Below are 18246 nucleotides of genomic sequence, written 5' to 3'. Positions count from 1 at the left end.
GCGCCGGAAAGCCGTTGCTTGCAGTTGCGCATGCGAGAGTGGCCAGCCTCACTCGGACCTTTCGACCGCCTCCGCCTCATGGCGCCGTCGGCGCTCCAGTCCCTTAAGCGCGGTCTCCGGCGGTCCGAGCTTGGCGCGGGCGCCGTCGATTACGCCGTGCCAGAGCGCGCTCCGGATGTCCCGCGAGAAGCGGTTGTGCGCGAGATACACGGCGATGCGCAGGGGAAGCGCGAGCAGGGTCTTCGCCTTGTGAGCAAGCGGAACGTGGCCCATTCGCAGCATAGCCAGCTGGTTGCGCAGGAAGGTGTAGAGCCGCCGCGGCGGCTGGTCGGTGGGAAACAGGCCGAAGAGCAGCCGGATCAGGCCGCGCCCGAGTTCATGGGCCATCAGGACATCGTCCGCCATCCAGATCGAGTAGCCGCGGTAATTGGCGCGCATGCACCACTCGATGTCGATGGCGTCGATGAAGAAATCCGCGCGGAAGGGGCCGATCATCCGCGCCGCTTCGCAATCCACGAGGGAGCCCGAGGAGATGACGAACTGCACGCGCGTGACATGCGCCTCGTCCCTGTCGCTCGCCTCCCCCGGGGGCGCCCTCAGGGGCTTGCCGGACCAATCCGTCGGTCGCGGGCCGACGATGGCGGGGCGCTCGCCTGCCGCGCACAGGCGCCCGTGGATCGTGGCGAGGCGTGGGATTGTGCCCGCGGAAGGCAGGCTGTCCTGATCGAGGAGAAACAGGAAGGCACCGCCCTGACGGTGGGTATGGTCCAAGAGCGCGTTATAGGCGACCCCGAGGCCGAGATTGCCGCCGGGTCGTATCACGGAGAGGTCGGTGCCCTGCGCCGCCGCGCGCAGGCGGTCCTCCTCCTGCGAGGAGACGGCGGAATTGGCGTAGATCACGATCTCCCGCACGTCGGGCGCCAGCGCGCCGACGAGGCGAAGGAGGTTCGCCTCGTCGGGATGATAGATGACGATCCCGGCGATCGTCTGCGGTTGCGCGGACAAGGCGGCTTCCTGTTGCGGCATATGTCGGCGGGACTGCCATTCTGATGAGGCCTACGCAAGCCGCAGAGGTCATGTGGCGGAAACCATCCTCTTGCGGCGGAGGAGGGAACCCGCGGCGCCCGAGCCCGTTCTCATCTGGCTTAGAGACTCCACCTTCACCCGCCCGGCTCATGCCGCGGCGGGTTTTTCGTCGCAGGGCGAGGGTGGAATCGATCCTCCTCCCCGCTGTCGCGTTTCCCCGGTTCCAGAAACGGTCGGGATGGGAGACGAACCATGAGCGACGGCGCCACCGCGAGCGACAGCCCCTTCATCAAGGGGCGGAACGCCCGCCTCTACGGCAAGACACGCGACAGCTGTCCCTATTCCGAAGGCAGCGACGATCACGCCGCCTGGATACAGGCTTTCGATGAGGCCGCCGGCGACGACAGCGCGACGGACACCGGAACCGTCGATCCGCAAAAGGCGACCTGACCGCATGCCGTCCGGCCGGGAACACCCGGCCGGCGGTTCCTCTTTACCATCGCCGTGCCCTGATTCACGCGGGAAGAGGTCTCGAAGACTTGGTGTCCGTCATGCGATAGTCGATCCGGCCTGAACTTTTCCAAGCGCCGGAGCCATCCATGAACGGACGAAGCCCGAAGGGCGGCGGCGCCCGAGCCCTGTCCCAGCACATCCTGCCCGCGGCGGGAACGATGATCGGGGTCTGCACGACGCTCGTCGGGTTGGTGAAGATCGCCGAGGCTCAGATCGGCCCGAGCCACGTGGACGAGGCCGTGTCCCTCACGGCGATCCTGTTCCTCGTCAGTGCGGCGGCTTCGTATCTCTCCATGCGTCTCGACGACGACCGTCCCCTCGCCCTTCGGCTGGAGCGTGTCGCCGACATCTGCTTCGTCATCGGCCTCCTCGGCCTGTCCACGATCACGCTTCTTTTTGCCTACGAGACGATCTGAACCGACGCGGGGATCTCACCGTTGGCAGGCACGCCTCGAACTACCGACGGATGCCTGTGTATCGGGAATAAAGGGACGCGCTACTACTCTTGCGGGACGAGACCCGTCGCGCGACAACCTTTCGCCGACTGAGAATGCGGCGCATGGGGGACGTCATGGTGGGTCGGATTGTTAGGGCTGCGGCAATGGCCGCGGTGGGTGTCGGTTTGCTCGGATTGGGAGCGTGCGGCAGCATCACGCGCGGAACCTCCGAGAAGATGGCGTTCCAGACCGAGCCCGCCGGCGCCATGATGACCAGCACCAAAGGTTATGCCTGCCCGGCCACGCCCTGCTCGCTCGATGTCGACCGTTCCGACGAGTTCGACGTCACCTTCGCCAAGCCCGGCTTCCGGCCCGAGACCATTCCCGTGCGCACCAAAGTCGTGGGAACCGGGGCCGCCGGTATGGCGGGCAACGTCATTGCCGGCGGCATCATCGGCATTGGCGTCGATGCCGCCACGGGCGCGGCGTTCGACCATTTCCCCAACCCGGTCGTGGCCACCCTGGTGCCGGACAGCCTGCCCAGTGCCCAGCGCGAGCGCAGGCGCCGTGGCAGGCCCGGCGTGTGAGGGCGCAGCACCGTCCGCCTACGACGTGACCAGGGAGCGGAGGGCGTCGGCGAGGTCGGACAGGCTGAGCTGTCCCTTCTGCAGCACCCGGTCGGCCTGACCGGCCAAACGCCGGCGGTCGTCGGCGGTGACGTCCTTGGCGGTGAGCACCACCACGGGGATGTCGCGCCATTCGGGTTTCGCCCGCAGGACGCGGAGGAAGCCGAACCCGTCCATCTCCGGCATCATCAGGTCGAGGAGGATGAGGCAGGGCTTCTTCACCGCCACCGCCTCCAGCCCGGCCCGGCCGTGCTCGGCGGAGGTCACGCGCCAGCCCTCGCGGGTGAGCATCGCCGTCATCCGCTCGCGCACGTCGGCATCGTCGTCCACCACGAGGACCGGGCCGTCGGAGCCCGTGGCCCGGAAACGCTCCATCGCTTCCTTCAGGTGCCCCCATTCGATGGGCTTGTGCAGGTAGTCGGTGGCGCCCAGCGAGAAGGCGAGGCTCTGCTCGTCGAGCACCGTGACCATGATCACCGGCGTCGCCCCGAGTTCGGGATCGGCGCGCAGCGCCCGTAGAACCGACCATCCGTCCATGCGCGGCATGGTCACGTCGAGGAGGATCACCCGCGGGCGCAGGGCGCGGGCGCGCTCCAGGCCCTCGCGCCCGTCCGCCGCGCTGGCCACGCGAAAGCCGTCCTTCTCGAGGTAGCGGGTGAGGAGATCGCGGGTCGCGGGATCGTCGTCGATGATGAGGACCTGATCCCCCTTGGCGGTGGCGGAGGGCGCCGTCGCGGGTCCGTCATGGGCGATCGCGGAGGCGGGCTGCACCTCGACGTAGCGGGCGGGAATCCGGATCGTGAAGGTGGTGCCCTCCCCTTCGCGGCTCGCCACGTCGATCTGCCCGCCGAGCATGGTGGAGAAGGCGCGGGTGATGGCGAGGCCGAGGCCGGTGCCGCCGAACCGGCGCGTGGTCGAGGCATCGGCCTGGGTGAAGCGCTCGAACAGCTTGGCCTGCTGCTCCGGGCTCATCCCGATGCCGGTATCGGCCACGTGGAAGACCAGCCAGGTGTCCTCGCCATCACCCTCGCGCATGGCCGAGAGGGTGATCCGCCCGTTCTCGGTGAACTTCGCCGCGTTGCTCAGGAGGTTGATGAGGCACTGGCGCAGCTTGGTCTGGTCGGTATGGGCGAGCCCGAGATCCTCGGCGAGGTCGAGGTCGAGGGCGTTGCCCTTCTTCCCGATGAGGGCGTCCACGGTGGAGGCGACCTCGCGCACCATCTCGGCGACGGGGAAGTCCTCGGCGTAGATCTCCATGCGCTCGGCCTCGATCTTCGAGAGGTCGAGGACGTCGTTGATGAGGCCGAGGAGATGGCGGGCATTCGCCTCGATCTTGCGCATGTCGGCGAGCAGGCTCTCCTGGCCGAGATCCTCCATCTCCTCCTGCAGCATCTCGGAATAGCCGATCACCGCCGAGAGCGGCGTGCGCAACTCATGGCTCATATTGGCCAGGAACTGACTTTTCGCGCGGTTGGCCTCCTCCGCCGATTCCTTGGCGGCCTCCAGGGCCTGCTCGGCCTCCTTGCGCGCTGTGATGTCGGTATGGGCGCCGACCCATTCGCGGACCGTCCCCGCCTCGTCGAGGATGGGGACGCCGCGCACGGCCATGTGGCGCCACACCCCGTCGTGCCGGCGCAGGCGGTGCTCGATCTCGTAGAGCGTGACGTTCGAGACCGCGTGGTCCCATGCGAGTTGCGTCTTGTCGCGGTCGTCGGGGTGGATGGCGGCGAGGAAGCCGTGGCCGGCGGCCTCCGTCGGGCTCTGGCCGGTGAAGCGGGTCCATTCGGACGGGGCGACGGCGAAGCCGCCGTCCGGCGGGGTCGCCCAGACGATGGAGGACGTGGCCTCGGTCAGGGAGCGGAACCGCTGCTCGCTCTGGCGGGTGCGCTCCTCGGTGAGCTTGCGGAGGGTCTCGTCGGTGACGACGAAACCGACGCCGTCCACCGTCCCGTCGGAAAGGCCCGCCGCGCCCGGCAGCGGATAGACGCTGATCTGGAGATGGCGGACGCCGCCCGGCGCACTCGGGGTCGGCACGGCGACGTCGATATCGGGCGTGATCAGGCCATTGTCGCGCGCCGCCTCGAATTTCGGACGGAGCAGGTCTTCGAGCTCGGGAATCGCTGCCCAGATCGGGCCGCCGAGGGACGCCTGGAATCCGCGCGCGTTCATGGTCTCCAGGGCGCGGTTCATGTGGCGGATCGACAGGGTCTGGTCGAGGAAGCCGAGGCCCACGGGAGCGTTGGCCAGAACCCCATCGAGGAGCGCCGTCATGCGCTGGCTGTCGCGCCGGCGCAGCAGGGCGATGCGGCCCAGCAGTCCCATCGCGGCGAGCCCCGAGGCCGCGCAGACGAGGGACAGGATCAGCCCGCGCCAGAATTCCGTCGCCTCGGAGCGGGCGAGGCTGTCGCGGGCATGGTCCTGGCCGACCCGCGTGGCTTCGCGGATGCCGTCCATCATCCGTTTGCCCTCCCCGGTCTGGACCAGGGTCACGGCCGCGTCGAAGCCGCCGGCATCCCGCGCCTCCACCACCCGGCGGGCGAAATCGCGCTCACCCGTGATGAGGGTCCGCAGCTCCCGACGCCGGGCGGTTCCCGGATCGGCGGATTCCGATTCCAGCCGGTCGAGCTCGCCGATCTGTCCGTCGAGGGTGTCGACCGCGCGCTTGTAGGGGGTGAGGTAGTTCGGCAACCCGGTCAGGGTGTAGCCGCGCATGCCCGTCTCGAGGTCCTTCATGGTCGAGAGCAGGCGCTCGTTCAGCGTGATGATGTCGTGCTGGCGGGAGGCTTCCGTGCGGCTGCGCTCGGCGAACACGTAATTGGCGAGGCCGGCGACCACGGCGACCGCGAACAGGCCGAAGGCCACGGGGGAGCCCGGAATCCCCTGCAGGGCGGTGGGAACGGTCTTGGGGCCGCGCCAGCGCCAGAGGCGGCGGGATGAGGTCGGGGTGTCCATCGGTGCGGCTCGCGGTGATGTCGATGACGGATCGGTGGTGTGCGGGGACGGCGTTTCCGGCGGGTGCCTATCGTCGCAGCCGGTTGCCCAGGACGAAGCCGAACAGGCCCATCAGGATGATGCCGGCGGCGCCCTCGATCCCGACGAGGAGGTTGGTGAATCGCCCGACCGGCTTGACGCCGATCTCGGGAGGGTTGGCCGTCATCATGTTGAGGGCGCTGTAACTGAGGAGGTCGAGGGGGTTGTACGTCGCGCTTCCATTGCCGCCCTCGGGGATCAGCCCGCCGGCGATGCCGAACAGGGCGCCGAAAACGAAGATCAGGATCACGAAGGCGCGGGCGATGCGCGACAGGCTCTCCCCGTAATCGCACAGCCATTCCACGAACCGGTCGGCGACCCAGCGATAGCCCGATTGCAGGACGGGCTTCCAGGTTTTGGGTGCCCTGGTCCGCCGGGACCAGGCCGCCCGCGCCTCGGCGCCGGCATGGAGCCGGCCCATGCGACGGCCGCGCTTGTAGGCCCAGCTCGCCTCGTCATGGCTGCCGATGCTCTTCATGTTGTGCTCGATGGCGAGGTAGCTCGCCTGCGCGGCCTCGTATTCGCCCGCGATCTCCTCACCCACCGCGCCGCCGAGCTGGTCCACCCGGAAGCGGACACCGGTGAGGAGCGCGCCGGAGAATCGCGCATGGCGCAGACGGCACGACATCAGGTTGAGGCGCACGAGGTTGGTGTCGGACAGATCGGCGCCGGAGAGGTCGGCCCCGTCGAGGGCGGCGCCGGAGAGGCTGGCGCCGCGCAGGCGCGAGCCGGTGAGACGCGCCTTCTTGAGGCTCGCGCCGTCGAAATTGGCGAAGGTCAGGTTCATGTCGGAGAGGTTCGCCTCATCGAGGCGGCCGCCGTCGAACCGGCTGTAATCGGCATCCGCCCCGGTGAAGTCGGCCCCCCAGAGATCGGCGCGGGCGAAGGTCGCCCCGTCGAGGAGGGCGCGCTGCATCCGGGCAAAGCGCATCGTCGCGCCCGTGAAGTCGGCGTCCTCCAGCATCGCGTCGGAGAAATGCGCCTCGCCGCCGACGATGCCGGTGAAGTTCGCGCCGCTGCAATCGGCCTCGCTGAAATTCGCCTCCTCCAGGATGGCGCCTTCGAAACGGGCGGAGCGGGCCAGCGCTCCGACCAGGGAGGCGCCGGACAGGTTGGCGCCGGAGAGGTCGGCCTCGACGAGGTCGGCTCCGTCGAGATGCGCGCGGCACAGGCCGAGGCCGCGATGCCTGGCGTCCCACCACGGGGGAGCCGCCTCGTCGGGCGGGATGCGCGCCAGCAGAACCTCGCGCCCGGCCCGGAGGCCGGACAAGGCGAGGCGCTCGTCATCGGCGCGGAAAGGTTGCCCGTCCACTTCCGCGATACGGGCCAGCAGCCCTTCGGTGGCGGCGTGGGCGGGGGGGGGATCGCGATCGGCCATGGCCTCAGCCGCGTCCCGCCCGCCCCGGCGCGGCATAGCGCAGGGCCGCGTCGAGGGCGTCGTTGAGGGAGGTCACCAGCACGTCGGCGGAGGTGGTCCGGCGCAGGCGGTCGAGGGTCGAGGGGTCGCGCTCACGCCAGAACCCGACGAGCACCTTCACGCCCGGCAGTTCCTTGCGGGCCTGGCGGACGGTGAGACGGATCTGCGAGAGGCTGACCGGTTCGAGATAGGAGAAGCAGATCATCGCGATCTCGTCGGCGCGCTCGGGCCGCTTGTCGGCGCGCAGGTCGGCGAGCGAGGTCATCTGGGCGGCCAGACCATGACGGCCGAGGATCTGGCTCAGCATCAGGGTCGCGGCCTCGTCGAACGGACCCCGGCTCGACACACAGAGGATCGGGGTGGCGCCGCGCCAGTTCGCGGCGAGATCGTCCCGCGCCAGGACGATGCCGGCGCTGCTGCTGTCCGGCCCCGCCGCGGCGATGGCCGCCGCCGCCTCGGCATTTCCGGCGGAGCCCGACCGCTTGATCGGCGCGAGCTTGAGCCTGTCGACCACGGTGCGGATCGCCGCGCCGACTTCGCTCTGACGCGACCGGTCGAGGGCTCCGCGGGCGAGGTCGTCCTGGGCGAGGCGAAGGCCCGCCAGCACGACCTCGTCGTAATAGGTCACCAGCGCCCGCGCCTTCAGCACCTGCCGGCCCTGCTCGATCGCCTCGGCCGGGTCTCCGGCGAGCATGCGCTGGTAGAAGATTTCGGGCGGCGCCAGGGCCGGCTGGTCGCCGAGGATGACGTCGAGGAACCAGAGCCGGTCCACGTGACGGCCGAGGACGACGAGGCAGACCGTGATCGGCGTCGCGAGGACGAGGCCGATCGGTCCCCAGAGGAAGGTCCACACCGTGGCCGCCAGGATGACCGCCAGCGGCGAGAGGCCGGTGGAATGGCCGTAGAGCAGCGGTTCGACCACATGGCCGGCGATGGGCTCGACGATGAGGAACAGGAGCGCCGTGGCGATGACCATCGACCAGCCGGGATCCACCGCCGCCGCCAGGATCAGGGGCAGCAGGGCGCTGATGGCGCCGCCGATATAGGGCACGAAGCGCAGGATGGCGGCGAGCACGCCGAACAGGATCGGGCTCGGCACGCCGATGAACCAGAGGCCGGTGCCGATGACCGCGCCGAAGGCGATGTTGAGGGCGAGCTGCGCCAGGAAGAACCGGCTGAGCCGGCTGGTGGCGTCGTCGATGGCCGCCGTGGTGCGGCGCAGGTCGCCCGACCCGGCGAGCCGGATGGCGCGGTTTCGCAGGTCCTCCCGCTGCAGCAGGATGAAGATCGTGAAGAGCAGGATCAGGCCCGCTGTGGCGAGCGGGTGCAGGATCGGCCCGACGAAGGCGCCGAGCGTCGTGGCGAGGGCGGCCTGCGGGGTCGCGACCACAACGTGGAGGGGGTTGGCGCGACTGCCCGACCGGCCCGGAAGGTCTTCGTCCTTCGAAGGCGCTGGTTGCAACTCCTCGCCGAGGTCCTGCACCATGTCGACGATGCGCGACAGGGTTCCGCTGCCCGAGGTCGCCTCCTTCACAGAGGCGATCTTCTCGCGGATGGTGATTTGGTAGCGCGGCAGGTCGGAGGCGAGCTGCCCCGCCTCGGTGGTGATGAGCAGCCCGACCCCGATGATCGCCGCGAAGGCCGCCACCACCACGAGGGGCGCCGCCGCGGCGCGCGGCACCATCGCCCGCCTCAGCACGCGCACGGCGGGCACCAGGACGAAGCTGAGGAGGATCGCCAGGACCACGGGCACGATGATGTCGCGGCCGAAATACAGCATCGACGCGATGGTGACGACCAGCAGGCACGAGGCCAGGATCGTGAACACCGGCATCGCCTGCCGCATCAGGCGCGCGGTGATGGGATCGTCACTCATGGAGGATGGGTCTTCTCGTCTCGACGCGTGTCAGTGGAAGCCCCGTCCCGTCGGGACGCGCGAAGTCCTGGATCGGACCGGCGGTCAGGCCGGCGTTTCCGCGCCGCCCAAAGCCGCGCCGATCTGGGTGAGGAGCTTGGAGAAGTCGATGGGCTTGGGATGGTAATCGTCGCAGCCGGCCTGGATCGCCTTGTCGCGGTCGCCGAGCATGGCGTGGGCCGTGAGCGCGATGATCGGGATGTCCCGGGTGTCGCCGCTGGATTTCAGGGCGCGGGCCGCCGACCAGCCGTCGAGGATGGGCAGGTTCATATCGAGGAGGATCACGTCCGGCCGTCCGGCGCGCGCCTGCTGCACGCCGGCCTCGCCGTCATGAGCCAGGATGACGTCGTAGCCGCGTCGCTTGAGACGGCGGGAGAGGAAGTCCCAGATCTCTTCGTGATCTTCCACCAGTAGGATCTTGGCCATCAAGGGAACTCCGGCATCATGTCGACCCGACTCGTCGGGGCTGCGTTTGCGTGAGCGGTCGTTCGGCAGGCCGGGAGCCCTCACATCCGATCGCTCGTGTTCTGGTCATCACGTTCCGTGCCTGCCGGCCCGGTCGCCACATCCTTGTCACGACGTCCTTGTCACGACGTCTTTGCCCGCCTCCGTCGAAGACCGGCGCCGGATAGGTCCGGGCATTCGGCGGATGGGTGCAAAGAGGCATCGTCCCCTCCCCGCCCGGCCTCGGATGGCCGCTCCTCACGACGGAGCGCCCTGGTGTCAGGCGTGGTGACGAAGTGCAACGCACCAATCGGGCTTCCGGTCCTTGAGCACGACAATTCTGTCGACCGTCACGCAGGGGGGATCGAAGGGGTAGGGCCTGGAGCGAGACCCGGAGGCGGCGCTAGAGCGCACTCGTGACGAGGATCGCGGCGACGACGGCGACGGCATCCTCGGTGAAGGCGGCGGGCCGGTCCGAACCGAAGGCGGCGGCCATCCGCGCCCTCGCCCGTGCGCCGCCCAGCGTACCGATGACGGCGCCCGCCGCGCCCGCAAGGGCTCCGGCGACGGGCTGTCCCAGGCCGATCCCGATCGCGCCTCCGCAGAGGGTGCCGCTCGCGATCCGCGCGGCGAATTGCACGGGCACGGTGCGGCTCGGCGTGGCGGGAAGCGTGTCCGTGACGAACTCGGCGAGCGCGAGAAGGGTGAGGATGACGGCCGTCGAGCGGTAGCCGAGAAAGGCGAGCCAGCTCCCGTCGAGGGAGATCCAGCCGAGATGCGCCGCCCAGGCGATTGCCGCCGGTGCGGTCAACGTCCGCAGACCCGCCACCATCCCGATCAACCCTGCGAGAACGATCCCGGCCATGGAGTATGTCCCGCTGCGACGCCATCGTCGAAGCCGGAAGATCGACCGGGAAGGGGCCAAGTCAAGGTGGGCCTATGGAAACAGCGCCGAGCGAGCCTCCGGCGCGAAAGCCCGGCCCGAACGAAAACGGGGCCCCGCAGGGCCCCGTGATCCGTCACTGGCCGTCGATCTGGCGTCCGAGCTGGGCGATCGCCTTCTGGTAGACGGTGGCCGCGTTCCATCCCTGGATCGCCGCGAAGTTCGGCTCGCCCGGCTGGTATCCGGCTCCGGCCTTCCAGCCGTGACCCTTCAGGAAGTTCGCGGTAGCGTTGAGGGCATTCGGAATGCTGTCGAGGCTTCCGCCGGTGCCGTAGGTCAGCACGTTCTTGGGCAGGAACTGGGTATGGCCGACCTCGCCATGGGCGGCGCCGCGGGTCCCGGAGTTGAGGATGCCACGATCGACGAGGGTGAGGGCCGCGTAGAGCTGGTCGGTGAAGAAGTCCGAGCGGCGGCAATCATAGGCGAGGGTCGCCACGGCGGAGAGCGTGTTGATGTTGCCGCGAACCGCGCCGAAGCCCGTCTCCATGCCCCAGATCGCCAGGAGCGGGCCGGCCGGCACGCCGTAGCGCTGCTCGATCGAGTCGAACAGGGCCGCGTTGGTCTGCTTCAGCTTGCGGCCGCGGGCGACGATGGTGGGGCCCCCGCGCTTGGCCAGGAACTGGTCGAGGGTCAAACGGAAGCTCTTCTGGCCCCGGTCGGCCGAGATGGTGGCGCCGGAATAGGAGGTCTCCATGAGGGCGGCGAGGCTCGCGGCGCTGGCGCGTCCCTTCGCTTCCTGCGCGAACTGGGTCTTCCACGCCTCGAAACCGCTGGCCGTGTTGCCGCACTGGGCCGCCTGCGCCGTGCCGGCCATGCAGGCCAGGGCACCGAGGGCGGCGGCGATGGCCCCCTTGTAGCCGCGTCTGGTCATCCGAAACTCCTTCGTCGCGGCAGCTCTCAGGAGACTGCCAGCTTTGCCGATCGCCCTAAGCCGTTCCGCATGGGAAGGCTACAACCTTGCCGAGGTGTCGGTGCGGCCCGTGCCAGTTCCCGGCAAGATGTGATCTTACGGTTACCACCCTGACCGTTCGCGAGTGCGCTGCCGGCACGCGATCCGGCGGCGTTACACGCGCTGCCGAACCCGCGATGTGCCCGATCCCGCTCGCCTCCGAGGACCCCGCGAACGGGCGCACGTCGCATCACGCTTTAGATGGTCAGGCTATTGTGCATGCGAGATAAAGTAGCAGAAATTTAATTATTCGTGGATTGTCCACTCAGATGAAAAATATTGCCCAACAATCTACCATTAAATTGCATAATTAGAAGAATTACAATGTTTATAATGGATATTGTCAGCATATATCATTGGTAATACTTGTGCTTCCGGAGTGTTCCGGGAGCCGACGATGCAAGACCAAACAGGATGCCCGCCTCATGCGGCGAGGCTCGACCACAGAGCCGCCAATCGCCTGCCATGGTTGCTGGCGGGCGGGGCCGCCCTCGTCCTCGCGGACACGGCCTGGGCTCAGAACAACCCGGCGGCGGTGCAGACCCCCTCCACGACCGCCGTGTCCCTCGATCAGATCACCGTCGATGGCGATGGCGGCGGCACCATCGGCTACCAGCCCCGGCGTACCAGTTTCGGGGCCGGGTCGGACACTTCGCTCCTCGACACGCCCGCCAACATCGCCGTGGTGCCCGCCACGGTCCTGCGCGACCAGGCCGTCCTCTCCCTCGACGAGGCCTTGCGCAACGTCAGCGGCACCGCCCAGGCCAACAGCCTCGGGGGCACGCAGGAAGGCGTGATCCGGCGTGGATTCGGGACCACGCGGGACAGTTCGATCCTGCGGGATGGCCGCCGTACGGTCCTGCAGCAGAACTTCAACTACGCCATCGAGCAGGTGGAGGTGCTGAAAGGGCCCGCCTCCCTGCTTTACGGCATCTCGGAGCCGGGAGGTCTCATCAATCTCGTCTCGAAGCGTCCCGAATTCACGTCACACGGCGCCCTCAGCGTCACCGGGACGAGCTTCGGCGGCGGCCTCGTCCAGGCCGACGTGACCGGGCCGGTGGAAGGCACCAACCTCGCCTACCGGGTGGTCGGGGATTTCCAGGATTACCAATACTGGCGCAATTTCGGCGCGATCGAACGGCAGGTCGTGGCCCCGTCGCTCACTTGGAAGGGCGACGACACCAAGGTGACGGTGGCCTACGAGTTCGCGCATTATAATATCCCGTTCGACCGCGGCGCCATCTTCGATCCGCGCAACGGCCAGCCCCTGCGGGTCCCGCGCGACCGCCGCTTCGACGAACGCTTCAGCCGCGTGGACGCCACCAGCCATCTCGCCAGCCTCGACATCGAGCATCGCTTCAACGACGATTGGCGGCTGCATTTCGGCTACAGCTTCAGCCATCTCGGCTACGACGACAATCAGGTCCGCGCGGTCTCGTACAATGCCGAGACGGGCATGCTGACCCGACGGGCCGATTCCACGCAGGGCGGCGACTTCAACGCGCATGTGGCGCGGCTCGACCTGACCGGACGGGTCGACACGTTCGGCCTGCGGCACGACATCCTGGCCGGCGCGATGTACGAGCGGGTGGATTACTTCCGCAAGACCACCATTCGCGGAGCGAACCAGGGCGGTTTCGACGTCTTCGACCCGGTCTATGGTCGCCTCGGCCCGTCGAACCAGGTTTCGCTCACGGGCAGCGACGTCCGCGACCGGCTCAACAACACCAGCCTCTACCTCCAGGATTCGTTCCACCTCACCGACCAGCTCATCTTGGTGGCCGGTGTCAGCGCCCAGATCTACGATCAGCTCGCCTATGCCGGGCGGCCGTCCGTGGTCACCACCGACATCAACGGCGTGCAGCCGGTCCCGCGTGCCGGGATCGTCTACAAGCTGACGCCCGATCTCTCGCTCTATGGCAGCTTCAGCCGCTCGTTCCGGCCCAACGTCACCGATCTGGAGACCAACGGCTCCCTCGCCCCCGAGGAGGGGGAGGCCTACGAGGTCGGCGTGAAGGCCGATCTCGGCCCCGGCCTCACCGTGACGGGGGCGATGTTCGATGTCGAGAAGGCGAACGTGCTGGTCACCCAGGTGGTGGACGGAGCGCGGATCGCCACCACCGCCGGCAAGGCCCGTTCGCGCGGGTTCGAACTGGACTTCGCCGGACAGATCCTGCCCGATTGGGCGGTGATCGGCAGCTACGGCTTCACCCAGGCCCTCGTGACCGAGGACCCGGTTCTGGCGGGCAAGGAGCTCCAGAACACGCCGCGCGTGACGGCGTCCGCCTTCCTCACCCACCAGTTCGGCGCGGTGACGCGCGAGGGCGAGCTCGGCTCGCTGCGCCTCGGCCCCGGTTTCCTCGAGGCCGGCTTCGGCACCCGCTATATCGGCGAGCGGCCGGGCGATGCCGCCAACACCTTCACCATGCCCCACTACCTCGTCTGCGATGCCTTCCTGGCCTATCGCACGGCGGTGAACGGTCGGGCGACGACGATCCAGCTCAACCTCAAGAACCTGTTCGACGAGACCTATTATTCGTCGTCGGCGGCCAGCAACCTGCTGGTGGCCGTGGGCGAGCCGTTCCAGGCCCTGGTGACGGCGCGTGTGACGTGGTGACGGCAATCCGCCGATAGGCCGATCTCACGATCGGCCCCGATGGCGGCGGGCCGGATGTGGCATCCGGCCCGCCGCCATCATCAGAAGGACAGCCTCATCCCGGCGACCACGTTGCGCGGTGCCCCGGCGAAGACCGAGCCCGGGGTGGTGGCGAGCACGCCCGTGCCGTTCTGCAGGCCGGTCGTGGAACTGAGGGAGTTCGCGAGGTTCTGGGCCGAGGAGACGTAGGTCTCGTCGAAGACGTTGCGGACTTCCGCGTAGAGGCTGATGCGCTTGGCGTAGCCGCCGGGGAGGTCGGCCGCGTAATGCACGTTGGCATTGACGACGGTGTAGCCCGGCGCCTTCAACTGGTTGGCGTTGTCGATGAAGAACCCGTCCTGGACGACCGCCTCCACATAGGCGCCGAGGCCGGCGAGCGGCCCCGTCGGCTGGTCGTAGCCGATGCGGGCGAGGAGCTGATGGGCGGGCACGCCCGGAATGGCGTTGCCGGCGCGGTCGAACCTTTCGGTGAAGGCTCCGGCGCTGAGTTGCTCGGTGTATGTCGTGTAGATCTGGTCGTCGAACGTGTAGGCGGCGACCGCCCGCCATCCGGGTGAGAAGGCCCAGTCCGCCGCGAACTCGATGCCGCGATGCTCCGAGGCCGGGGCGTTGAACGTGTAGCTCAGGAGCCCGGCGCCGGGGGATTGCGACACGAGCTCGTTGCGGAAGAACTCGTAGAACCCGGTCAGGCTGAGGCGCAGGTTCTCCGTCGGCGTCCAGTCGGCGCCGAGGTCGAAGCCGAGATTCTCCTGGGTCTGGAGTTGGGTGTTGCTGCCCGGAACACCGGCGGGCGTAATGAACAGGTTGCTCGCCGCCGGCGTGGTGTATCCGGTGGCGACCCGCCCCCGGAACGCCCAGGCGGCGTTCGGCCGGTAGACCAGGGCGAGTTCGGGGGCGACGTTGAGGAAGCTGCGGTCGGTCGTGGCCACGGTGGTCGTCCGTCCGTCCGCCGAATAGCCGTAGGCGAGGTTGCGCCCGGTGATGGTGGTGTTCTCCGCCGCGATCCCAAGGACACCCGTCAACTGGTCCGAGAGCGCGACCTCCGTCCTTGCACGGCCGCCGAGATTCGATTGCACGGCCTCCTGGTCGCCGATCAGCGCGCCGAGGGTCGCCCCGCCATAGGGGGCGCGGTTGAAGGTCGTGATGTGGTTGTCGATGGTGTTGTAGGCCAGCGCCACGTAGCCCACCGCCGGCAAGCCGAAGAGCTCGCCGCGCCGGGTCAGGTCGGTGAGGAAGTTCCAGGATGGATAGGAGCCGCGCGACGAGGTCGTATAGAAGGGCTGGTTGAAGTTGCGCTCGTCGAAGCCGAGCTGGGTGCGCCACGTGGTCTGCGCGTCGATGTCGTGTTCCCAGCGGGCCGCCACGATGGTGCGGCGGTCCTTGCGCCCGAAGGCGCCCTCGTCCGCCGTGACCGGCACGGTGGCGCCGAAGGCCCCGTTGATGCGCAGGTTCGTGAGCGTGCAGCCCGGGGCCGCGGTGGCCGCCGCCGCGCAGCCGCGCTGGTAGGGGTTGATGCCGAACTGGTCGAGGGAGGAGCGGGCGGGAAGGTCCGCGTTCACCTGGTTGTTGATCACCTTCAGGGTGAAGCGGTTGTCCGGGGTCGGGGTGTAGCTCGCTAGCAGGTTGATGGTCTGGGTGTCGTAGGAGGAATGGTCCTGGTAGCCGTTGCCGCGCGCGTCGCTGGCGAACAGGCTGATCTCCACCGGACCGCTGGCGCCGCCGACGGTGAAATAATTGCTGAGATAGCCGAAGCTGCCCGCCTCGGTGCCGATCTCGTAACCGTCGATCTCGCGGCCGGTCCGCGTCCGGAAGGCCAGCGCGCCGCCGGTGGCGTAATTGCCGAACAGGGCCGATTGCGGCCCGCGGAACACGTCGATGCGGGAATAGGCGCGCGGATCGACGAGATCGAAGCGGGAGGCCCCGTCCGGCTGCGTCAGGATGAACCCGTCCTCCAGGACCACCATGTTCTTGGTGACGCCGGTGGAGCGGGCGTTGTTGCCCCGGATCGAGATGACGACGTCGCGCGCGCCGTTGCCCTGGCGCACGGTGACGCCCGGGCTGTTGACGAGGACAGAGCCGATATCGGTGGCGGGGCGGTTGTCGATCGTACCGCTGCGCCCGACCTGCGTCACCACCTGCCCCATGGGCTGTTCGATGACGCTGGGGGCCGAGCCCTGGGGCGAGGCGACACCGAAGCCGCTCCGGCCTGGCTCTCCGACGACGGAGAGTTCCGGCAGGGTGACGCCGTCCTCGGCGGCCTGCGCCAGGGCGTCGGCGCCCGCGAGCGGCAGGGCGGCGAGGGTGAGGAGGGCATGCCGGGCGCCGATGCGGCGGGCGGCATGAGGGGGACGGGAGCTGGGCATCGAGGGGGTTCGTTCCGGATCGCGGCAGAGGGGATGCGCCGTGGGAAGACGGCGCGCGCTGGATCAGGACGCGGTCGGCGGTGCGCGCGGCTGGCCGGCCGGGCGATGCGGACGGGCCGGCTCGGATGGCGGCGGGATCGGCCAGGCCAGCGCGTGCCATCCCTGGCGCCGCGCCACCGATGGTGCTTGGGGAACGAGGGGGCTCGACAGCCCGACCGCGCAGAGCGGGCAGGCCTTGCAGGCCGGCGTGGCGGGAGACGGATCCCCGATGGCGGGGGAGCCTTCCGCATGACCGCAGATCGCCGAGAGCGCGAGCGGGTCGACCGAGGCTCCCGGTACGGCGTGGTCCGCCATGATCCGCAAGCCGGCCAGCGGCGCGATCGCCTGTCCCCACAGGGCGAGCAGGATCAACCCGCTGCCGAGGCAGAGGCGCAGGGCGCGAAACTGGCGGATGAGGTCGGTCACGGGCGCGGTCCCCGCGTCGCTCGGATCAGGCCGCCGCCGGTCGCCGCCCTTGGCGCCGGAGGGCCTGGATGCCGAGGTCGAGCCCGATCATGGCGAGGATGGCGAGGCCGGTCAGCGGAAACAGCGCGCCGAGACCCAGGACCAGGGCGGTGACCGTGGCGGCGATCCGGCGGTCGCGCGGCCAGGGCGGGACGCCGAGGCCGCCCGCCGGCCGCCGCTTCCACCACATGGTTCCGGCTGTGACGCTGAGCAGGATCGTGGCGAGGCAGAATGCCAGCATCGCCAACTGGTTCAGGCGGCCCCAATACTCGCCCTTGTGCAGGCCGATCCCGTACTGGATCGCCTGCCCGACGCTGCCGAGATCGGCGAAGGCCACGTCCACCAGAGGGGCGCCGGTATATTGGTCGAGGGAGATCAGCCGCTGGCGGTCGACGTCGCGCGGGTAGATCGCGGCGGCATAGATGCCGGTGGGTCCCTCGGGCAGCGCGACCTCGTAGCCCCGTGGCATGCCGAGGCCGTCGAGGATGGCCAGGGCCCGGTCGAGGCCGATGGCGGGCGCGTCCGCCGGTTGCGAGACCGGCATGGGTGCGTCCTCCATGGTCCAGCCCGCCTGGGTCAGCCGGTCCTTCATCGGCACGGCGGACACCGCCTTCCCCGCCCACAGGGCGCGCGGCTGGCCGAGCCCCGCCTCGTTCGACAGGGCGCGGACCTGCTGGCCCCACCAGACCGACCAGGGCAGGCCGGTGATCGCGAGGACGAACAGGCCGGCACCGGCCACGAGCCCGGTCACCGCGTGGAGGTCCCGCCACCAGACGCGCTTGGACGGCCTCGCGCGGACTGTCACGACACCACCCCCCTTCCCGCCCCCTTGCCCGCGCGGCCACCACAGATAGGTGCCGGTGACGACGAGGATGATGGCGAACCCGGCCACCACCTCCACGATCCCGTTGGCGATCGTGCCAAAATAGCTGAGGCTGTGCAGGCGCCTCACCACCATCATCGGGTCGCTCTCGGTGTTCACGACGTCGAGGACGTCGGCGTTGTAGGGGTTGAGGTAGACCTGAATCCGGCTACCGCCTTCCCTCATGGTCACGAGGGCGGAGGCGGTCGCGGAGGCCGGGCCGGTGAAGGAGACCGGCACACCGCCCGGAACCGCTTCGGAGGCGGTGTAGACGAGGCGGCTCGCGCTCACGGACGCTCGGTTCTGCGCCGCCACCTCGGTGCGGTGGGCGAAGAGCGCGGCGTTGATCTCGTCCTTGAACAGGTAGATCGCGCCGGTGGTCGAGAGCAGGACGAGGAAGGGCAGGCACAGTAGCCCGGCATAGAAATGCCAGCGCCAGACGGCGCGATAGATGCCGTCGCGCGACGCGTGCATGGCGTCGGACCCGCGAAATGCGTGGGCGCCGCCCTGGGACGATGGGGTCATCGGGGTCAATCCGGGTCTGAGCGATCGAAACGGTTG

At 69.0% G+C, this 18246-nt stretch carries 14 protein-coding genes; 4 read left to right on the top strand and 10 right to left on the bottom strand.

The genetic code is table 11. The features are described 5' to 3' along the window. Positions 1-48: 48 nt before the first annotated feature. Positions 49-1005 (bottom strand): rhamnosyl transferase, encoded by a 957-nt coding sequence (locus tag A3OM_RS0108815; RefSeq protein WP_245257775.1) that lies wholly within the window; start codon positions 1003-1005, stop codon positions 49-51. A gap of 273 nt (positions 1006-1278) precedes the next feature. Here A3OM_RS0108815 and A3OM_RS0108810 point away from each other — a divergent pair, with 273 nt between their 5' ends. The 3 genes from A3OM_RS0108810 (at position 1279) to A3OM_RS0108800 (ending at position 2563) form a co-directional block, all read left to right on the top strand. Further along, on the top strand, positions 1279-1476 hold the full coding sequence (locus tag A3OM_RS0108810) for an Rmf/CrpP family protein (RefSeq protein ID WP_018043379.1): 198 nt from the start codon (positions 1279-1281) through the stop codon (positions 1474-1476). Between the two features lie 149 nt (positions 1477-1625). After that, positions 1626-1955 carry a hypothetical protein gene (locus A3OM_RS0108805; protein WP_018043378.1) on the top strand — a complete coding sequence of 110 codons (330 nt, stop codon included), beginning with the start codon at positions 1626-1628 and terminating at the stop codon, positions 1953-1955. Between the two features lie 257 nt (positions 1956-2212). Next, positions 2213-2563 carry a translation initiation factor 2 gene (locus A3OM_RS0108800; RefSeq protein ID WP_245257774.1) on the top strand — a complete coding sequence of 117 codons (351 nt, stop codon included), beginning with the start codon at positions 2213-2215 and terminating at the stop codon, positions 2561-2563. Positions 2564-2581: 18 nt separating this feature from the next. Here the strand turns inward: A3OM_RS0108800 and A3OM_RS0108795 are convergent, their stop codons facing one another. The 6 genes from A3OM_RS0108795 to A3OM_RS0108770 all read right to left on the bottom strand — a co-directional run bounded on the left by A3OM_RS0108795 (position 2582) and on the right by A3OM_RS0108770 (position 11222). Then, positions 2582-5554 carry a response regulator gene (locus A3OM_RS0108795; RefSeq protein WP_018043376.1) on the bottom strand — a complete coding sequence of 991 codons (2973 nt, stop codon included), beginning with the start codon at positions 5552-5554 and terminating at the stop codon, positions 2582-2584. A gap of 67 nt (positions 5555-5621) precedes the next feature. After that, complete coding sequence (locus A3OM_RS0108790) at positions 5622-7010, bottom strand: pentapeptide repeat-containing protein (RefSeq protein WP_043764562.1); 1389 nt, start codon at positions 7008-7010, stop codon at positions 5622-5624. 4 nt (positions 7011-7014) lie between these two features. After that, positions 7015-8925 (bottom strand): AI-2E family transporter, encoded by a 1911-nt coding sequence (locus tag A3OM_RS23700; RefSeq protein ID WP_018043374.1) that lies wholly within the window; start codon positions 8923-8925, stop codon positions 7015-7017. A gap of 84 nt (positions 8926-9009) precedes the next feature. After that, the gene (locus A3OM_RS0108780; RefSeq protein ID WP_018043373.1) at positions 9010-9390 is read right to left on the bottom strand and encodes a response regulator; all 381 of its coding nucleotides are present in this window, start codon (positions 9388-9390) and stop codon (positions 9010-9012) included. A gap of 421 nt (positions 9391-9811) precedes the next feature. Further along, positions 9812-10273: a DUF4126 family protein gene (locus A3OM_RS0108775; protein WP_018043372.1), complete on the bottom strand. Its 462-nt coding sequence runs from the start codon at positions 10271-10273 to the stop codon at positions 9812-9814. Positions 10274-10427: 154 nt separating this feature from the next. Further along, the gene (locus tag A3OM_RS0108770; protein WP_018043371.1) at positions 10428-11222 is read right to left on the bottom strand and encodes a lytic transglycosylase domain-containing protein; all 795 of its coding nucleotides are present in this window, start codon (positions 11220-11222) and stop codon (positions 10428-10430) included. A gap of 475 nt (positions 11223-11697) precedes the next feature. Here A3OM_RS0108770 and A3OM_RS0108765 point away from each other — a divergent pair, with 475 nt between their 5' ends. Continuing rightward, on the top strand, positions 11698-13917 hold the full coding sequence (locus A3OM_RS0108765; protein WP_081612646.1) for a TonB-dependent siderophore receptor: 2220 nt from the start codon (positions 11698-11700) through the stop codon (positions 13915-13917). 80 nt (positions 13918-13997) lie between these two features. Here A3OM_RS0108765 and A3OM_RS0108760 read toward each other — a convergent pair whose 3' ends face one another. From A3OM_RS0108760 to A3OM_RS0108750, 3 genes are all read right to left on the bottom strand, one after another. Continuing rightward, positions 13998-16319 carry a TonB-dependent receptor gene (locus A3OM_RS0108760; RefSeq protein ID WP_018043369.1) on the bottom strand — a complete coding sequence of 774 codons (2322 nt, stop codon included), beginning with the start codon at positions 16317-16319 and terminating at the stop codon, positions 13998-14000. Between the two features lie 63 nt (positions 16320-16382). Next, the gene (locus A3OM_RS0108755) at positions 16383-16784 is read right to left on the bottom strand and encodes a hypothetical protein (protein ID WP_018043368.1); all 402 of its coding nucleotides are present in this window, start codon (positions 16782-16784) and stop codon (positions 16383-16385) included. Positions 16785-16809: 25 nt separating this feature from the next. Next, the gene (locus A3OM_RS0108750) at positions 16810-18210 is read right to left on the bottom strand and encodes a PepSY domain-containing protein (protein WP_018043367.1); all 1401 of its coding nucleotides are present in this window, start codon (positions 18208-18210) and stop codon (positions 16810-16812) included. Positions 18211-18246: the final 36 nt, after the last annotated feature.

The sequence above is a fragment of the Methylobacterium sp. 88A genome (assembly GCF_000376345.1).
In the GTDB taxonomy this organism is placed as follows: Bacteria; Pseudomonadota; Alphaproteobacteria; order Rhizobiales; family Beijerinckiaceae; genus Methylobacterium; species Methylobacterium bullatum.
This window is presented reverse-complemented; position numbering and strand designations above follow the sequence as displayed.